This window comes from Micromonospora sp. NPDC049151 (assembly GCF_040648395.1).
Taxonomy (GTDB): Bacteria; Actinomycetota; Actinomycetes; order Mycobacteriales; family Micromonosporaceae; genus Micromonospora.
The window spans coordinates 1-16,296 of record NZ_JBEZDP010000044.1 but is presented as its reverse complement, the minus strand read 5'-3'; the positions used below and the strand labels follow the sequence as shown (position 1 = coordinate 16,296).

At 73.3% G+C, this 16,296-nt stretch carries 15 protein-coding genes and 5 tRNA genes; 13 read left to right on the top strand and 7 right to left on the bottom strand.

Annotated features, from left to right (window positions below):
* Window positions 1–178: 178 nt before the first annotated feature.
* Window positions 179–2,614 carry a non-reducing end alpha-L-arabinofuranosidase family hydrolase gene (locus AB0B20_RS28725; RefSeq protein ID WP_357475013.1) on the top strand — a complete coding sequence of 812 codons (2,436 nt, stop codon included), beginning with the start codon at window positions 179–181 and terminating at the stop codon, window positions 2,612–2,614.
* Window positions 2,615–2,729: 115 nt separating this feature from the next.
* A complete protein-coding gene (locus AB0B20_RS28720) occupies window positions 2,730–3,260 on the top strand; it encodes a DUF488 domain-containing protein (protein WP_357389963.1) in 531 nt (176 codons plus the stop codon).
* 1 nt (window position 3,261) lies between these two features.
* Here AB0B20_RS28720 and AB0B20_RS28715 read toward each other — a convergent pair whose 3' ends face one another.
* From AB0B20_RS28715 to bioB, 3 genes are read right to left on the bottom strand one after another with little or no spacing between them, the layout of a single operon-like run.
* The gene (locus AB0B20_RS28715) at window positions 3,262–3,768 is read right to left on the bottom strand and encodes a GNAT family protein (RefSeq protein ID WP_357389961.1); all 507 of its coding nucleotides are present in this window, start codon (window positions 3,766–3,768) and stop codon (window positions 3,262–3,264) included.
* 3 nt (window positions 3,769–3,771) lie between these two features.
* Window positions 3,772–3,990 carry a hypothetical protein gene (locus AB0B20_RS28710; RefSeq protein ID WP_357389959.1) on the bottom strand — a complete coding sequence of 73 codons (219 nt, stop codon included), beginning with the start codon at window positions 3,988–3,990 and terminating at the stop codon, window positions 3,772–3,774.
* Between the two features lie 7 nt (window positions 3,991–3,997).
* Window positions 3,998–4,993 (bottom strand): biotin synthase BioB, encoded by a 996-nt coding sequence (gene bioB / locus AB0B20_RS28705; RefSeq protein ID WP_013284870.1) that lies wholly within the window; start codon window positions 4,991–4,993, stop codon window positions 3,998–4,000.
* 158 nt (window positions 4,994–5,151) lie between these two features.
* On the opposite strand from bioB, the gene AB0B20_RS28700 reads away from it, so the two are divergent.
* Window positions 5,152–6,288, top strand: a complete 1,137-nt coding sequence (locus AB0B20_RS28700) for an 8-amino-7-oxononanoate synthase (protein ID WP_357475010.1) — start codon at window positions 5,152–5,154, stop codon at window positions 6,286–6,288.
* Window positions 6,285–7,013: a dethiobiotin synthase gene (gene bioD / locus AB0B20_RS28695; RefSeq protein WP_357389954.1), complete on the top strand. Its 729-nt coding sequence runs from the start codon at window positions 6,285–6,287 to the stop codon at window positions 7,011–7,013. The genes AB0B20_RS28700 and bioD overlap by 4 nt, the downstream gene beginning before the upstream one ends.
* Before the next feature lie 61 nt (window positions 7,014–7,074).
* On the opposite strand, the gene AB0B20_RS28690 is transcribed toward bioD, so the two are convergent.
* Both AB0B20_RS28690 and AB0B20_RS28685 read right to left on the bottom strand, forming a co-directional pair.
* A complete protein-coding gene (locus tag AB0B20_RS28690; protein WP_357389952.1) occupies window positions 7,075–8,238 on the bottom strand; it encodes a cytochrome P450 in 1,164 nt (387 codons plus the stop codon).
* A gap of 9 nt (window positions 8,239–8,247) precedes the next feature.
* Entirely contained in the window at window positions 8,248–8,916 is a 669-nt protein-coding gene (locus tag AB0B20_RS28685; protein ID WP_357389951.1) for a 50S ribosomal protein L11 methyltransferase, read from the bottom strand.
* 189 nt (window positions 8,917–9,105) lie between these two features.
* Between AB0B20_RS28685 and AB0B20_RS28680 the strand changes: the two genes are divergently transcribed.
* Window positions 9,106–9,939, top strand: a complete 834-nt coding sequence (locus tag AB0B20_RS28680; RefSeq protein WP_357389949.1) for a hypothetical protein — start codon at window positions 9,106–9,108, stop codon at window positions 9,937–9,939.
* 102 nt (window positions 9,940–10,041) lie between these two features.
* Here the strand turns inward: AB0B20_RS28680 and AB0B20_RS28675 are convergent, their stop codons facing one another.
* Window positions 10,042–10,644, bottom strand: a complete 603-nt coding sequence (locus tag AB0B20_RS28675) for a TetR/AcrR family transcriptional regulator (RefSeq protein WP_357389947.1) — start codon at window positions 10,642–10,644, stop codon at window positions 10,042–10,044.
* A gap of 274 nt (window positions 10,645–10,918) precedes the next feature.
* On the opposite strand from AB0B20_RS28675, the gene AB0B20_RS28670 reads away from it, so the two are divergent.
* From AB0B20_RS28670 to AB0B20_RS28650, 5 genes are all read left to right on the top strand, one after another.
* Window positions 10,919–10,991 (top strand) — tRNA-Gly (locus tag AB0B20_RS28670).
* 34 nt (window positions 10,992–11,025) lie between these two features.
* Window positions 11,026–11,096: transfer RNA gene (locus AB0B20_RS28665), tRNA-Cys, on the top strand.
* 13 nt (window positions 11,097–11,109) lie between these two features.
* A tRNA-Val gene (locus AB0B20_RS28660) sits at window positions 11,110–11,184 on the top strand.
* A 228-nt stretch (window positions 11,185–11,412) separates the two neighbouring features.
* Complete coding sequence (locus AB0B20_RS28655; RefSeq protein WP_357389945.1) at window positions 11,413–12,918, top strand: helix-turn-helix transcriptional regulator; 1,506 nt, start codon at window positions 11,413–11,415, stop codon at window positions 12,916–12,918.
* Window positions 12,919–13,013: 95 nt separating this feature from the next.
* Window positions 13,014–13,679, top strand: a complete 666-nt coding sequence (locus tag AB0B20_RS28650; protein ID WP_357389943.1) for a hypothetical protein — start codon at window positions 13,014–13,016, stop codon at window positions 13,677–13,679.
* Window positions 13,680–13,757: 78 nt separating this feature from the next.
* Here AB0B20_RS28650 and AB0B20_RS28645 read toward each other — a convergent pair whose 3' ends face one another.
* The gene (locus AB0B20_RS28645; protein ID WP_357389941.1) at window positions 13,758–14,003 is read right to left on the bottom strand and encodes a DUF6458 family protein; all 246 of its coding nucleotides are present in this window, start codon (window positions 14,001–14,003) and stop codon (window positions 13,758–13,760) included.
* A gap of 158 nt (window positions 14,004–14,161) precedes the next feature.
* Here AB0B20_RS28645 and AB0B20_RS28640 point away from each other — a divergent pair.
* From AB0B20_RS28640 to AB0B20_RS28630, 3 genes are all read left to right on the top strand, one after another.
* Window positions 14,162–14,234, top strand: a tRNA-Gly gene (locus AB0B20_RS28640).
* Between the two features lie 11 nt (window positions 14,235–14,245).
* Window positions 14,246–14,317: transfer RNA gene (locus AB0B20_RS28635), tRNA-Val, on the top strand.
* Window positions 14,318–14,487: 170 nt separating this feature from the next.
* A complete protein-coding gene (locus AB0B20_RS28630) occupies window positions 14,488–16,134 on the top strand; it encodes a PKD domain-containing protein (RefSeq protein WP_357389939.1) in 1,647 nt (548 codons plus the stop codon).
* The last annotated feature ends 162 nt before the right edge of the window (window positions 16,135–16,296 follow it).

Below are 16,296 nucleotides of genomic sequence, written 5' to 3'. Positions count from 1 at the left end.
GGGCGTGGCCGGGTGACCGGCCACGCCCCCGCCCGGCCAGAACTTTTCCGAAACGTTTCCGAAACACCATTGTCCCCACCGACGCGTGGTGAAAGCATCGACAAAGCTAGATACCCCAACCGGAACGTCCAGTCGTCCCGCCCCGACGGCCTGGGTGTCGGCCAGTAAGGAGGCCACGATGGCAATGAGTCCATCCCTTCATCGCGGCGGGAGTCGGCGACGGCGATCGCCCGCTGTCCGGGCACTGCTCGCCGGCGCGGTGAGCGCCGTGACGGTGGCCGCCGTCGCGGTGATGATGCCGTCGGCGAACGCCGCCGCGTCCACGCTGGGCGCGGCCGCCGCGCAGTCGGGCCGGTACTTCGGCACGGCGATCGCGGCGGGCCGGCTGAACGACTCGACCTACAGCACCATCGCGGCGCGTGAGTTCAACATGATCACCGCTGAGAACGAGATGAAGCCGGACGCGACGGAGCCCAACCAGGGGCAGTTCAACTTCTCCTCCGGCGACCAGATCTACAACTGGGCCACCCAGCGCGGCCTGAAGGTCCGCGGCCACACGCTGGCCTGGCACGCCCAGCAGCCGCCCTGGATGCAGAACATGCAGGGCAGCACGTTGCGCAACGCGATGATCAACCACATCAACGGGGTGATGGCCCACTACAAGGGCAAGCTGGCCGCGTGGGACGTGGTGAACGAGGCGTTCAACGAGGACGGCAGCCGTCGTCAGTCGAACCTTCAGGGCACCGGAAACGACTGGATCGAGGTGGCGTTCCGGACCGCGCGGGCGGCCGACCCGTCGGTGAAGCTCTGCTACAACGACTACAACATCGAGAACTGGTCGTACGGCAAGACCCAGGGCGTCTACCGGATGATCCAGGACTTCAAGTCCCGGGGCGTCCCGATCGACTGCGTCGGCCTGCAGACCCACTTCACCGGCGGCAGCTCCCTGCCGAGCAACTTCCAGACCACGCTGTCGAGCTTCGCGGCGCTCGGCGTCGACGTGGCGCTCACCGAGGTCGACGTCACCAACTCGTCCACCAGCCAGTACGCCGGGCTGACGCAGGCGTGCCTGAACGTGCCGCGCTGCATCGGCATCACCGTGTGGGGCGTGCGTGACAGCGACTCGTGGCGCTCGAACGAGAGCCCGCTGCTGTTCGACGGCGGCGGTAACAAGAAGGCCGCGTACACCTCGGTCCTCAACGCCCTCAACGCGGCCGGGCCGACCACGACCCCGACCACCACCCCGACCACGACCCCGCCGCCGAGCGGCGGCGCCGGCCGGATCGTCGGCGTGCAGTCGGGCCGCTGCGTCGACGTGCCGAACGCCACGCAGACGAACGGCACCCGGGTCCAGCTCTACGACTGCAACGGCCAGTCGAACCAGCAGTGGACCTACACCTCGAACAAGCAGCTGATGGTCTACGGCAGCAAGTGTCTCGACGCGAACGGCGCGGCCACCGCGAACGGCACCGGAATCATCATCTGGGACTGCAACGGCCAGTCCAACCAGCAGTGGAACATCAACTCCAACGGCACCATCAGCGGCGTGCAGTCCGGCCGCTGCCTGGACGTCTGGGGCACCGGCAACGGCCAGCAGATCCAGTTGTACGACTGCCACGGACAGACCAACCAGCAGTGGCGAACCGACTTCGGCGGCACCACGCCCCCGACCACGCCGCCGCCGACCACGACGCCGCCGCCGGGTGGCTGCGCGCTCCCGTCGACCTACCGGTGGTCGTCGACCGGCGCGCTGGCCAACCCGCAGAACGGCTGGGTCTCGCTCAAGGACTTCACGAACGTGGTCTACAACGGCAAGCACCTGGTCTACGGGTCGTACGTCAACAGCAGCGGCCAGTACAGCTCGATGAACTTCAGCACGTTCACGAACTGGTCCGACATGGCCTCGGCCGGCCAGAACGGAATGAGCCAGGGCACCGTGGCGCCCACCCTGCTGTACTTCGCCCCGAAGAACATCTGGGTGCTGGCGTACCAGTGGGGGCCGACCTCGTTCAGCTACAAGACGTCGAGCGACCCGACGAACGCCAACGGCTGGTCCTCGGCGCAGACGCTGTCCACCGCCACCCTGCCGGACGCCCCGTACGGCGTCATCGACCAGACCCTCATCGGTGACGACCAGAACATGTACCTGTTCTTCGCCGGGGACAACGGCAAGATCTACCGGTCGAGCATGCCGCTCGGGAACTTCCCGGGCAGCTTCGGCTCGAACTACACGACGATCATGACCGACTCGACGAACAATCTGTTCGAGGGCGTCGAGGTCTACAAGGTGGCCGGCCAGAACCAGTACCTCATGATCGTCGAGGCGATCGGGAGCCAGGGCCGCTACTTCCGGTCGTTCACGTCGAACAGCCTGAGCGGATCGTGGACCCCGCAGGCCGCCAGCGAGAGCAACCCCTTCGCCGGCAAGGCCAACAGCGGCGCGACGTGGACGAACGACATCAGCCACGGTGACCTGGTCCGCACCAACCCCGACCAGACCAAGACCGTGGACGCCTGCAACCTCCAGTTCCTGTACCAGGGCAAGAACCCCAGTGCGGGAGGCGACTACAACCTGCTGCCGTGGCGGCCGGGTGTGCTGACCCTCCAGCGCTAGGCCCCACCGCGCACAACCGAGGCGTGCCCGGCACCGCGTGGTGCCGGGCACGCTTTTCGGGTGGACCGTGCCCGGCCGGTGGGCGGACCGCGGCGGCCCGGGGCAAGCTGGGTCGATGGAGCGCGCGCTGGTGACCGTCGGGCACGGGGCCGCCGGCCGGGACCAGCTCGGGGAACTGCTGGCCGGCGCGGAGGTCACATTCGTGGTGGACGTGCGCCGCTACCCGGCCAGCCGGACCAACCCGGACGTCCGCCGCGAGGCGATGGAACGCTGGCTGCCCGGAAGGGGCATCGGCTACCGCTGGGAGCCGCGCCTCGGCGGCCGCCGGCACGTCCGCGCCGGAGAGCCGGAAGCGGACACCTGGTGGACGGTCGCGGCCTTCCGGGCGTACGCCGCGTACACCCGCACGCCCGACTTCGACGTGGCCCTGGACGAGGTGCTCGCCGACGCCGCGCTGCGGACCACGGCGGTGATGTGCAGCGAGAGCGTCTGGTGGCGCTGCCACCGGCGGCTGATCGCCGACGTCGCCGTGCTCGGCCGCGGCGTGCCGGTGTCGCACCTCATGCCGGACGGCCGGCTCAGCCCGCACCGGCCCGCCGAAGGCGCCCGCCGCCTGCCCGACGGCAACCTGCTCTGGGCCGGCTGACTCAGCCGGCCAGGTCCTCGGCGAGCAGATCCATCAGCAGCGCGTCGTGCCAGCGCCCGTCCGCGCCGCGCTCGTAGCGGCGCATGATGCCCACCGGACGGAACCCCACCTTCGCGTACGCGCGGATCGCCGCCGTGTTCGCCGCCGCCGGGTCGATGGTGAACCGGTGGTGGCCGTACTCGTCGACCAGGTGCCGGACCAGCGTGCGGATCGCGTCCCCGCCCAGCCCGGCGCCGCGTACCGCCGGGTCGAGGAAGACGTCCAGGCTGGCGTGGCGGTAGTCCGGGTCGGTCTCGGCGTACCACTGGATCGCGCCGACCAGCCGGCCGTCGTGCTCGACGGCGTACATCGTCAGCGCGTCGTCGGCCAGGTCGGCCCGCACCGACTCGGCCAGGTCGTCACCGCCGCGCCACCAGCGGCGCACCTCCGGGGTGGCCCGGATCGCGGCCAGCGCGGCCACGTCCGCGTCGGTCACCGGTCGCAGTGTCACCGCTCGCCCGCGCAGCACGCCTCAGCCCCGCCGCTCGCCGTGCTCGACGCAGACGGCCGACCAGCCGGCCGGTACGACCTGCACCTTCATCCGCCGCCGGCACGACGCGCACCAGCGCGGCGGCTCCCACGCCCGCGCCGTCTCGCACGCCGGGTGCGGCCCGGCCGCCACCGACTCGCCGCACCTGTCGCACCAGAGCGCGGCGGGGGCCGCCGTGGTGGCGGGGGAGGATTCGGTCACCGCTGCCTCACAGGGTCGCCGAGAGCGCCTTCACCGGCATCTTCAGGTCTTCCAGCAGCTTCAGGTCGGCCGTCGCCGGCCGCCCCAGCGTGGTCAGGTAGTTGCCGACGATTACCGCGTTGATGCCGCCGAGCAGACCGTCGCGGGTGCCGAGGTCACCGAGGGTGAGTTCGCGGCCCCCCGCGTACCGCAGGATCGTGCGCGGCATGGCCAGCCGGAACGCGGCGATGGCGCGCAGCGCGTCCTTGCCCTCCACCACCGGGCGGTCACCGAGCGGGGTGCCGGGGCGCGGGTTGAGGAAGTTCAGCGGCACCTCGTGCGGGTCCAGCTCGGCGAGCTGCGCGGCGAACTCGGCCCGCTGCTCGACCGTCTCGCCGAGGCCGAGGATGCCGCCGCAGCAGACCTCCATGCCGGACTCGCGGACCATCCGCAGCGTCTCCCAGCGCTCCTCCCACGAGTGCGTGGTGACCACGTTCGGGAAGTAGGAGCGGCAGGTCTCCAGGTTGTGGTTGTAGCGGTGCACGCCCATCTCGACCAGCTCGTCGACCTGCTCCTTGGTGAGCATGCCGAGCGAGGCGGCGACCTGGATGTCGACAGCGGCGCGGATCGCGGCGACGCCCTCGCGCATCTGCTTCATCAGCCGGGCGTCCGGGCCGCGCACCGCGGCCACGATGCAGAACTCGGTCGCGCCGGTCGCGGCGGTCTGCTTCGCGGCCTCGACCAGCGCCGGGATGTCCAGCCAGACCGAACGCACCGGCGAGGTGAACAGGCCGGACTGCGAGCAGAAGTGGCAGTCCTCCGGGCAGCCGCCGGTCTTCAGCGAGACGATGCCCTCGACCTCGACCTCCGGACCGCACCAGCGCATCCGGACCTCGTGCGCGAGCTGGAGCGCGGCGGGCAGGTGCTCGTCGGGAAGGTTCAGCACCGCGAGGACACCGGCCTCGTCGAGGCCGACACCGTTGCCCAGCACCCGCTCCCGGGCCTGGTCGAGGATCTCTGGCATGGCTCGTAACCTAACAGGCCACCATGAGCGCGGGAAACAGCCGCCGCCTGCCCTCCGGCGAGCCGGGACCGCGCCACGCCGGGGCCCTCGGCGCGGGTGGTAACTTCGCCCCGCGGAAGCGCCCGGAAGGGCGACGGTCGGCGGGGAGGGGCGGCACGGTGGCGGACTGGCTCGCGGCCCTGGACCGCCGCGCCGAGCTGCGGGCCCGGGCGGGACTGACCCGCACGCTGCGCCCCCGCGCCGCCGACGACGCCGTGGTCGACCTGGCCGGCAACGACTACCTCGGCCTGGCCACCCACCCCGAGGTCACCGCCGCCGCGGCAGAGGCCCTGTCCGCGTACGGGCTGGGCGCCACCGGGTCGCGTCTGGTGCGCGGGTCCACCGACGCCCACCACGCGCTGGAGGACGACCTGGCCGGCTGGCTGGGCGTCGACCGGGCGCTCGTGTTCTCCTCCGGCTACCTGGCCAACCTCGCCGCCGTCCGGGGGCTGGCGCAGCCGCGTACGCTGCTCGTCTCCGACGCCCACAACCACGCCTCGCTGATCGACGGCTGCCGGATCTCCGGCGCCGAGACGCTCGTGACGCCGCACGCCGACGTCGCCGCGGTGGCCGCCGCGCTGGCCGCCGCGCCGGGCCGACCGGCGGTGGTGGTGACCGAGTCGGTCTTCTCCGTCGACGGCGACCTGGCCCCGCTCGCGGAGCTGCACGCGGTGGCCCGCCGCCACGGCGCGCTGCTGCTCGTCGACGACGCGCACGCGCTCGGCGTCACCGGCCCGGCCGGGGCCGGCGGGGTGGCCGCCGCCGGGCTCGCCGGCGCGCCCGACGTGGTGGTCACGGCGACGCTCTCCAAGGCGCTCGGCGGGGCCGGTGGCGTGGTCGCCGGGCCGGCCGAGTTCGTCCGTCACCTGGTGGAGACCGGCCGCACGTTCATCTTCGACACCGCGCCGCCGCCCGCCGTGGTGGCCGGGGTGCGCGCCGCGGTGCGGCTGGCCCGCGACGGGGACGCGCTGCGCGCCGACCTGGCCGACCGGGTCGCCGCTGCGGTGCGGCGGCTCGGCGCGGCCGGGCTGTCCGTGTCCGCCCCGGACGGCGCGGTGATCTCGGTGACCGCTCCCGGACCGGAGGCGGCGACCGCCTGGGCCGCCGCCTGCCGGGACCGGGGCGTCGCCGTCGGCTGCTTCCGTCCGCCGTCCACCCCGGACAGCCGCTCCCGGCTGCGGCTCACCGTCAGCGCCGGCGTGGACCGGGCCGACTTCGACCGGGCCCTGGACGTGATCGTGGAGTGTGCCCCATGAGCCTCGGCGACGCCTGGACCGGGCCGGTGCTGGTGACCGGCACCGACACCGAGGTCGGCAAGACGGTGGTGACAGCCGCCGTCGCCGCCGCCGCGCAGGCGGCCGGGCTGCGGGTCGCCGTGGTCAAGCCCGGCCAGACCGGTACGGCCACCGGCGAGCCCGGCGACGTCGACGCGGTGACCCGGCTGGCCGCCCCGCTGACCGGCCGGACGCTCGCCAGCTACCCCGATCCGCTGGCCCCGCTGGCAGCGGCCCGGGTGGCGGAGCTGCCGCCGCTGGAGCTGTACAACGCGGTCGACGCGATCCGCGAGGAGGCGGACAAGCACGACCTGGTGCTCGTCGAGGGCGCGGGCGGTCTGCTCGTACCGATGGGGTTGCGCCCGTCCGGCGAGCCGTGGACGGTGGCCGACCTGGCGGTGTCGCTCGGCGCGCCCGCGGTGGTGGTGGCGCGGGCCGGGCTCGGCACGCTCAACCACACCGCGCTGACGCTGGAGGCGCTGGAACGGCGGGCCGTGCCGGCCGGCGTGGTGATCGGCGCCTGGCCGGCCGAACCGGAGCTGGTGCACTGGCTCAACCTGTCCGAGCTGCTGCCGAACCTGCTCGGCGCGGTGCCGGCCGGCGCGGGCGGCATGGACCCGGGCGTGTTCCGCCGGTCCGCGCCGGGCTGGCTCACCCCCGCCCTGTACGGCGTGCTCGACGACTGGCGGGCCTGGGCCGAGGAGTAAGGCAGGGCCCCCTGTTAACGCCTCCGGTAGGTAAAGGGTCCCTTCCTAACACCCGCAGCGCTCAGGCGCGGCTGACCACGAACGCGTCGGGCATCCGGAAGGTCAGGTTGTCCGGGCACCACGGTGGACGGACCACAGTCACGCCGTCGAGCAGCGCGGTGGCCTCCGCGACCACCACCGCGGCCTCCATCCGGGCCAGCTGCGCGCCGACGCAGCGGTGCGGCCCGGCGCCGAACGCCAGGTGCCGCCGCGAGCCGGGCTGCCCGGGGCGGAACTCACCGGGCGCCTCGACCACCGCCGGGTCGCGCCCGGCGCGGGCCAGCCAGGCCACGATGCTGGTACCCGCCGCCACGGGCAGGCCGCCGAGCGTGGTGTCGACCGCCGCCACCCGCCGCCACGTGACGATCGGCGGCTCCAGCCGCAGCCCCTCCTCGACCACGTCGTCCACCGCCACCGTGCCGGCGCGCAGCCCGGCCCGTACCGCCGGTTCGCGGGACAGCCGGTGCAGCAGCAGGGTGAGGAACTGCGAGGTGGTCTCCTGGCCGGCGACCAGCAGGAAGAACAGCGCACCGACGACCACGTCGGGGGAGTGCCCGGCGTCGCGCAGCCGCGCGGCGAGCCCGCCCCCGGTCGCGGCGAACTCCCGCAGCACGGTGTGGAACCGGCCCACCTCGGCGGCGAGCGCGAGTTGCCGGCGCTCGTCGAGGGGCGCCCAGAACAGCTCCAGCGCGGCGCGGGCGAAGTCCTTCACCGCGCCCACCGGGGCGTCCGGCAGGTCGACCAGCCGGGCCAGCACCAGCAGCGGCAGGTCGGCGGCGAGGCCCGCGTACAGGTCGACCGGGCGGCCCTCATCCAGCGCCGCGGCCAGGGTGGCCACGCGCTCGCGGACCAGCCCGGTCAGCCATCGGCGCTGGGCGTCCACCCGGTGCGGGTGCAGCGCGTCGGCCACGATGCCGCGGATCTCCGGGTGGCTGGCGCTGCCGTTGTTCGCCAGCGTCGGCGGCAGCCGGAACCGGTGCCCGGCGAGCACCCGCAGCGCGGCGACCGGGATCGGCGTGACCGCGTCGAGCGCGTTGTCCGGCTGGAACGTCACCGGGTCGGTGAGCAGTTCGCGTACGAGCGCGTGCCGGGTCACCACGAGGTGCGGCACGCCGACGTGGTCGACGACTGTGGCCGCGTCCGGCCACGGCTCGTCGACGGACTCGCCCCAGCCCCGGAACAGCACCCGGTAACGCTAGCGGCGGGCCCCGGGCGGGTTCGGGTCCAGCTCCCAGACGGTGGTGTGCTTCACCCGTACGCTCTCCAGCGCCTCGGAGACCGGCACCTCGTACGCGGCCAGCTCGTGGAAACGCTCGCGCGGCAGGAACGCCCGTCCCGGGTCGCCCACCAGCACCCGGGCACCGGCGCGGGCGGCCCGGAGCAGGAAGCGCAGCATCCGGCGGGCCATCGCCTCGCTGTAGAAGACGTCCCCGGCCAGCACCACCTCGGCGTCCCCGGCGTCGTCATCGAGGATGTCGCCGAGTTCGGCGTCGACGCGTACCCCGTTGGCCTCGGCATTGAGCGCGACGGCCGCGACGGCCCGCTCGTCCACCTCGACCGCCCGGACGGCGGCGGCGCCGGCGCGGGCGGCGGCGACGGCGACCAGGCCGGAGCCGGAGGCCAGGTCGAGCACCCGGCGGCCGGCGACCACCTCGGGGTGGTCGGTGACGTAGCGGGCCAGGCCCTGCCCGCCGGCCCAGGCGAACGCCCAGAACGGCGGCGGCTGGGAACTGCGGAACTCGCCCTCGGTCAGCTCCCACAGGCCGATCGGCTCGTCGGCCTGGTGTAACAGCACCTCGGGTACGAAGGCGACCGGGGCGAGGCGGGCGTGCAGCCGGACGAACGCGGCGGACAGCTCGGACACCGGAGAATTGTGTCCCACCGCCCGGCCGGGCCCGATCCCGGGCGTGTCGCGGCGGCGTCGTGACCGGTTCACCACACTCGGTGAAACAGCCCTCTTCTCTTGGCGTTGGATGCGAACACGCCCGTCTACCGGCGTCCCCGGCGCGCTCCTAGCGTTGCCTGTGGACACGACCGAGGGGGAGGAGGCGTGGTGAGCGGCTGGCGGCACGCGCTGCGGATCGGACTGGTGCTGACCTTCGTGGCCGGGACCGGGTACGGCGGAGCCCTGCCGGCGCGGGCGGCGGCTGCCTTCTCCACCGAGTTGAGCGGCCTGCCGGACGAGTTCACCGCCGGGAACCGGGTGGAGACGCTGTCCGCCGTGGTGTCCCGCTCCGACGGGGGCGGCTGTGTCAAGGTGCGCTGGTCGATGCTGGTGCGGGTGCAGGGCCTGCGGCTGGACCAGCTCAAGGTGGACCGGGTGGAGGACAGCGGATCGTTCCCGCTGGAGATCCGCACCGAGGGAGACACCGCCCGGCTCACCGACCGGCAGCTCGACCCCGGGGTGCTCTGTCCCGGCCGTACCGTGACCGCCCGCTACCGGGTGGCCTTCGCCGAGGACGTCGGGCGCGGGCGGGTGAGCTTCGCCGCCGAGGCGTACGACCCGCAGTTGCGCCTGCTGGCCCGGCGGACCGCCTCCCGTCAGGTGGTGGGGGAGGGGGCCGAGCCGACGCCCTCGCCGAGCAGCGCGGAGCCCTCGGAGTCGCCGAGCGACGAGCCGTCGTCCGAGGCGCCCGACGAGGAACCCACCGGCGAGCCGACCGACGCCGCGGTGGAGCCACCGCCGCCGGGTGGCCTGGCCGGGCGGCCGGTGGCGGACAGCGGCGGCTTCGGCCTGGTGCAGGCCGCGTTCCTGCTCGGCGGATTGCTGCTGTTCCTCGGCGCCGGGCTGCTGCTGCGGATGCGCCGCCTCCTGCGCCCGTCGGCGCCGGCCGAACCGGAGACGCTCGCACCCCCCTTCGAACGCCCCCGCCCCCGCTGGCACTGACCCCCTCGGGCGGTCTTCCCGGTGATCAAGGAGTTGGTGTCCTCCGCCGGCCCGGACGGAGACACGAACTCCTTGATCACCGGCGCGGGGTGGGTGGGACAGTCAGTCGAGCTGGCTGGGTTCCAGGCCCAGTTCCCTGGCGGCGACCAGGCGGATCCATTCGGCGATCTGCCGGCGGGTGATCACCCGCTCGTGCACCGCGAGCTGGACCGCCAGCCCGTCCATCACCGCGCTGATCCGCCAGGCCGCGCCCGCCGGGTCGGGGCAGTCGAACGTGCCCTCGGCGACCCCGGCGGTGATCACCGCGGCCAGGTCCTGCCGCCACCGCAGGTCGAGGCGGCGGGAGAGCTTCTCCAACTCCGGGGTACGCAGCGACTCCGCCCACCCGTCGATCCACATCGACCACGAGGTGGCCCGGCCGGTGGGTGTGTAGAGGCGCAGCATCCGGCGCAGCTTGGCAAGCGGCGGGGCGGAGGAGCGCAGCACCGCGTCGAGGCGGGCCAGATCCTGCTCGACCGCGTACGCGAAGGCCTGCGCGAGCAGCCGGTCCTTCGTCGCGAAGTGGTAGAACACGAGCGCCTGGCTGACCCCGGCGGCCTCGGCCACGTCCGCGGTGCGGGTGTTGGCGAGCCCTCGTTCCGCGATCACCTCGCAGGCCGTACGCAGCAGCGCGTCCAGGCGGATCTCGGCGGCTCGTCTCGTCACCGGGTCACGGTAACCCATCCGAATGACCACGAGGAGTTACCGAAGCGGCCGGTCGTCGATGGGACAGTCGGATGCCGGACACTCGACGCGCCGCCCGGATTCGGGCAGGTCGCGGCCTTCGCGACTACCCTTTCGAGCCAGCCACCCAGGCTCCTAGGAAGCCTGCGGGGCGAGGCCCCGGCCACCCCGGACGCGCCGGAAAGGGGACCCGATTTGGCAACCGTTCCCGGGCTCGGCTAAAGTTCTCATCCGTCACCGGATAACACCGGGGCGTGCGGACGTAGCGCAGCTGGTAGCGCATCACCTTGCCAAGGTGAGGGTCGCGGGTTCGAATCCCGTCGTCCGCTCGGAGATGCCGCCACGCAGTTCGGGGGCAACCTCGGTGGAGTGGCCGAGAGGCGAGGCAACGGCCTGCAAAGCCGTGTACACGGGTTCAAATCCCGTCTCCACCTCGGCATTAGACGAGGGCGATTGGCGCAGTGGGAGCGCGCTTCCTTGACACGGAAGAGGTCACTGGTTCAAACCCAGTATCGCCCACCAGCGGAAAGGCCGTGTCGATCACTCGACACGGCCTTTCTCGTCGTCAGCGATCAGTCCAATGCCGCGCCGCCGGCCGTCGCCGCGCCCGCGCGGTGGTGACAAACCGGCGCCGCACGCCACGGGATCGACCTCCGGGCGGGTTACCGGGTTGAATGTGCCGGTGGGCGCGCATCTGACCCGGGCCGCCGCCGGCCGGCACTCGTCCGCCCGGCGCCGGCGGGGGCGCCGATGACCGCCTCCGCCCGCCCGGTGCCCGCGCTGCTGGGCCTGCCCGTCCTCGCGGGAGCCACGGCGGGGGCGTGTGCCGTCGCGCTCGTCGCCCTGGGAGCGGCCGGTCACGGCGGGTTCACGACCGAGCCGGCCGGCGCCGTCGCCCCGGCCGCCGCAGCCGTGACAGCGGCCACCGCCGCGTCCCGGCTCGCCCGGTCGGGCCACCGCGCCGCAGGCCGGCTGGCGACCGGGCTCGCCGCCTCGCTGCTGGCGTACCTCGCGCTCACCGTCCTGGCGGTGGCCACCGTCGCGGCCGGGCACCAGTGGGCCGGGCCGGCCGTCGCGGTGTGGAACTCGGCGTGGATCCCACCGCTCGCGCTGCTGCAACTGACCGCCTCGGCCGCCGTCCGTACCGGCGCGGCCACCCCCGGGACCCACCGGTACGTGGGTCTCGTCCTCGGTGCTGCCGCGCTCGTCAACGCGCTGCTGACGACCGCGACCGAGCCGTTCGCCGGGCTCCCGACGATCGCGGGGGAGTCCTGGCGTACCGCGCTCGCGCCGGTTGGTGCCGTGGTCACCGTGCTGGGCGTGGCGGCGCTGCTCGTCCTGCCGGTGACGCTCTGGCGGGCCGCCCTCGGCTCGCACCACACCGTGCGGGCCCGCCTCGGCGTGGCCGCCGCGGCCACCACCGCGGCGCCGCTGACCGTCGTCTTCTGCCTGCTCCTCGCCGTCGCCCGCGCCCCCGGTGACGTCGAGCCGTCGCTCGGCTCGGTCGCCTTCCTGGTAGCCCTGTCCGGTGCCGCCGTGTTCGCCGTGGCATGCGCGGTCACCGCCGCCCGGGGCACGATCGACGCCCGCCGGGTCGGCTTCGTGGTGCGCGCCGCCGGCCTGGCCGCCGCCGCCCTGCTCGTCGTCGGCGCCGGCACGCTCGTGGCGGCTCCGGGCTCGTCCCTCGGTCCGACCTCGGTCGCCCTCGTCGTGTCGGCGCTGACAGTCGTCGTCGGCGGCGGCACGTGGGCCGGTACCGGCCGCCTGGCGCGGCTGCTCACCGCCGCACCGACCCTGCCGGCCGCACCGCCTGCTGCACCGACACCGCCCGCTGCACCGACACCGCCTGCTGCACCGACCCTGTCGGCCGCACCGGCGGTGACGCCGCGAGGCGGCGCAGAGGGTACGGCGGACGGCGGCGGCACAGCGGGTACGGCGGACGTCGCCGAGCCGGCGCACCCGGCCGGTGGGGTGGAGGCCGCGGCGTCGCCGGAGGTGTCCGGCACGGGGGTCGAGGCCGGAGCCGGTCCGGCGCCGGTCGGCGGGCTGACGGCGCGGGAACGCGAGGTACTCGCCGCGCTCGCCGAGGGCGCCAGCAACGCGGGCATCGCGGCGCAGCTCGTGGTCTCCGAGCGCACTGTGGACGCCCACCTGCGCGCGATCTTCGTCAAGCTCGACCTGACCCCCGGCGGTGGCACGAACCGGCGGGTACGGGCGGCGCGGATCTGGCTGGAGCACGCGCGGCAGCGGCGCTGAGCAGGGCTTCTCCGAAGATAGGTGCTGAGGCCGATGCCCCGTTTCGGCGATTCTCGGCACGGTGGAGCATCATCCGATCGACGGAGGCTCTCACCGTGCCCGTACCGAAGTCGCGCCGTGCCGCGCTCGTCGCCCTCTTCGTCCTGCTCCTGGTGGCCCTGGCCGGGCGGACGCTGTTCATGCTGTGGGAGCCGCCGTTCGACGGCGCGATCCACTACGACGACGTCCGGGACCTGGGGGCCGCCTACTGGCCCATGAACCTCTACCTCGGCGGGCCCGCGTACGCCGTCTCCTGGATCGCCGCCGCGGTGTTCATCGTCCGGCTGGCCCGGGGCCGTGCCGGGGTGTTGAACCTGGTGGGGGCGTTCCTGGCCGGTCTCGGCGGCGTGGTGTTCGCGTTGGTGATCACCGCGGAGGTGCTGCCGTTCGCCTACGCCGGCGACCCGGCGGTCCTGCCGGAGTCGCAGGGGCGGGCGCTGTTCGAGGTGTTCAACGACCAACTCGACGGCCTGCTCCCGGCCATCCTCGGCAGCCAGGTGGCGATCGTGCTCGGCATGGTCCTGGCGCTCGCCGGCACCCTGGTCGGCCGGACCATGCCGCGTCCGCTGGTCATCGCCGGGCTCGTCTACGTCGTGGCGTTCGTGCTGGTGCCGCAGGACGCCGCGCGTGCGGTGGTCGTCGTGAGCTATCTGGTGCAGGTGGCGCTGGTGGCCGCGATCGGCTGGTACGGGCTGCGCGCCGACGACAGCGAGCGCCCGTGACGGATCGGACCGGCCGGATCGGGTGATCCGGCCGGTCCGGTTCTCCGGGACCGATCAGCTCCGTCGGCCCCGCAGGGGTCACATCGGCGGGGCGACGTCCCGGCGCTCCTCGACCCGGCGGTACTCCACCGGCTGCTCGGCGGTGGTGGTGACCACCTGGCGACGGCGACCCCACACCAGCGTGGTCATGATCAGGCCGAGTACGCCGGCCGCCATCAGGATCCAGCCGACGACGTCGAGGTTGACCCCGCCGACGCTGGCGTTGAGCGCGAACGTGAGGATCGCGCCGACCGCGATCAGGAAAATGCTCGTACCGATACCCACGACAGCCTCCTTCGGGGGATGGTTGTGCTGTCACCGGCCTCTGTACCCCGGCGGCGAGCAGCGCAACCACACAGCCATCCGGCGCGGCGGGGGTCTGCCGCACGGCGATCTTGGCATCGGGTAGAGTTCACCCCGTCGCCGGCGCGAACCGGCGGCACGCGGACGTAGCGCAGCTGGTAGCGCATCACCTTGCCAAGGTGAGGGTCGCGGGTTCGAATCCCGTCGTCCGCTCGCGATTGCCCGGGCGATTGGCGCAGTGGGAGCGCGCTTCCTTGACACGGAAGAGGTCACTGGTTCAAACCCAGTATCGCCCACCGAGAGTCACCCTCCCCGCTCACCGGCGCCGCCGGTCGATCTGCGGACGTACCCCACCGGACGGTTCGTACCGGCCACATCGGTCACTCAGCTCCACCGTGCGGCTTATTCAGCCGCCGCCACCACGCGTGTCACTGTGATGCCCCGATGCGCAGGGAGGCGGTCACACATGCACATGATCGAGCGGGGACGATGGCGGCGGACGGCCGCCCGATTAGGGGTGGCGACTGTCGTCGCGGCGGCCGGGGTGACGGTCTCGGCCGCGCCCGCGCAGGCCACCGCGACGCGGACGGTGGCGTTCTTCAGCATGGACGAGCCGACGTCGTCGCCGGTGCTGACCGACTACAGCGGCAACGGCCGCCACGGCACGATCGGCGGTGAGGTGGTCACCGGCGCGCTCTACGCCGGAGCGACCGGCCACCGCTTCGCCACCCACCTGCCGAGCGAACAGCAGTCCGTCCCGGGCCACGTCGACCTGGTGCCGCACACCACCGACTTCAACCCGGACGCCGGGGACTTCTCGGTGACCATCCGGTACCGGACCACGTACTCCTTCGGCAACATCCTCCAGAAGGGACAGGGCAACACGGCCGGCGGCTACTGGAAGTTCGAGGCGCCGAACGGCAAGCCGAAGTGCCTGTTCCGGGGCGCGGACGGCGCTTCCCGTACCGGCTACACGGACGTGCCGATCTCCGACGGCCAGTGGCACACGATCACCTGCAACCGCACGTCGGCGTACGTGGAGATGTACGTCGACGGCGTGCGGACCAGCCGCCTCAACGGGCCGACCGGCACCATCGCGAACACATGGCCGCTGTCCGTCGGCGGCAAGAGCCAGTGCGACGGTACGAAGGTCACCTGCGACTACTTCGCCGGCGACATCGACTACGTGAAGATCCTGAAGGGCTCGGGCGGCCCGGCCAACCAGACGCCGGTGGCCGCGTTGACGCCAACCTGCTCCGGCCTGGTGTGCACGTTCTCGGGCGCGGGCTCCACCGACGCCGACGGCGCGATCCAGGACCACAGCTGGAACTTCGGCGACGGGGACACCACCGGCACGGCCTCCGTGCCGACCACGTCGCACACGTACGCGGCGGCCGGCACCTACCCGGTCACGCTCACCGTCACCGACGACCGGGGTGCCACCGGCACCGCGACAGTCGAGGTGACAGTCGCGCCCGTAGCGGAGCGGATCTCGTTCGTCGGCCAGGCCACCGCTAACGCCAACTGGACCAGCCACACGGTCACCGTCCCGGCGGGCGTGCAGGCCGGTGACACGCTGCTGCTCGTGCTCAGCCAGAACACGCACACCGCCACCGGTGAGCCGACCGGCGTGACCGGCTGGAGCAGGCTCGACCGCCTCGACGGTGGCTTCGCCACCACCACGGCCTGGTGGAAGACGGCGAGCGCGGGCGACGCCGGCACGGCGGTCCGGGTGACACTGGACAGCCAGGCGAAGGGCAACCTGGTGCTGGCCGCGTACCGGGGGGTTGCACCGGGAGCACCGGTCTTCAGCAGGGCCACCGACCCGGCGAGCACCACCACCCGGATCACCCCGTACGCGCCGGTGACCGCGGCGCAGAGCTGGGCCGTGTCGTACTGGCTGCACGGCGACAGCACCTCCACCGCGCTCACCCCGCCGTCCGGCGTGGCGGTGCGCAGCAACTCCTCGCAGACCGGTGGCGGACGGGTGACCGGCCTGCTCGCCGACTCGGCGAGCAGCGTGCCGACCGGCAGCTACGGCGGGCTGACCGCGACCGGCGGTGCCGCCAGCACGACCACCACCACGTGGACGTTCGTCCTGCCCCCGGCCTGACCCATCGGGTACGCGGAAAGGCCGGCACCCCTCGTTTCGGGGTGCCGGCCTCTCGTTGTTTGTTCGTCTTACTTGTTCCAGTGCTCGGCGACGAGGTCGGCGGCCTGCTGTTCCCACTGGGCGTAGTGGTCGGGGTAGGCCGACACCTGGACGGTCTGGGCG

Coding starts and splice junctions, on each gene's coding strand:
- bioB (WP_013284870.1), bottom strand. CDS start 4,993: ATGCCAGAGATCCTCGACCAGGCCCGGGAGCGGGTGCTGGGCAACGGT.
- AB0B20_RS28720 (WP_357389963.1), top strand. CDS start 2,730: ATGGAGCGCGCGCTGGTGACCGTCGGGCACGGGGCCGCCGGCCGGGAC.
- bioD (WP_357389954.1), top strand. CDS start 6,285: ATGAGCCTCGGCGACGCCTGGACCGGGCCGGTGCTGGTGACCGGCACC.
- AB0B20_RS28725 (WP_357475013.1), top strand. CDS start 179: ATGGCAATGAGTCCATCCCTTCATCGCGGCGGGAGTCGGCGACGGCGA.
- AB0B20_RS28630 (WP_357389939.1), top strand. CDS start 14,488: ATGCACATGATCGAGCGGGGACGATGGCGGCGGACGGCCGCCCGATTA.
- AB0B20_RS28655 (WP_357389945.1), top strand. CDS start 11,413: ATGACCGCCTCCGCCCGCCCGGTGCCCGCGCTGCTGGGCCTGCCCGTC.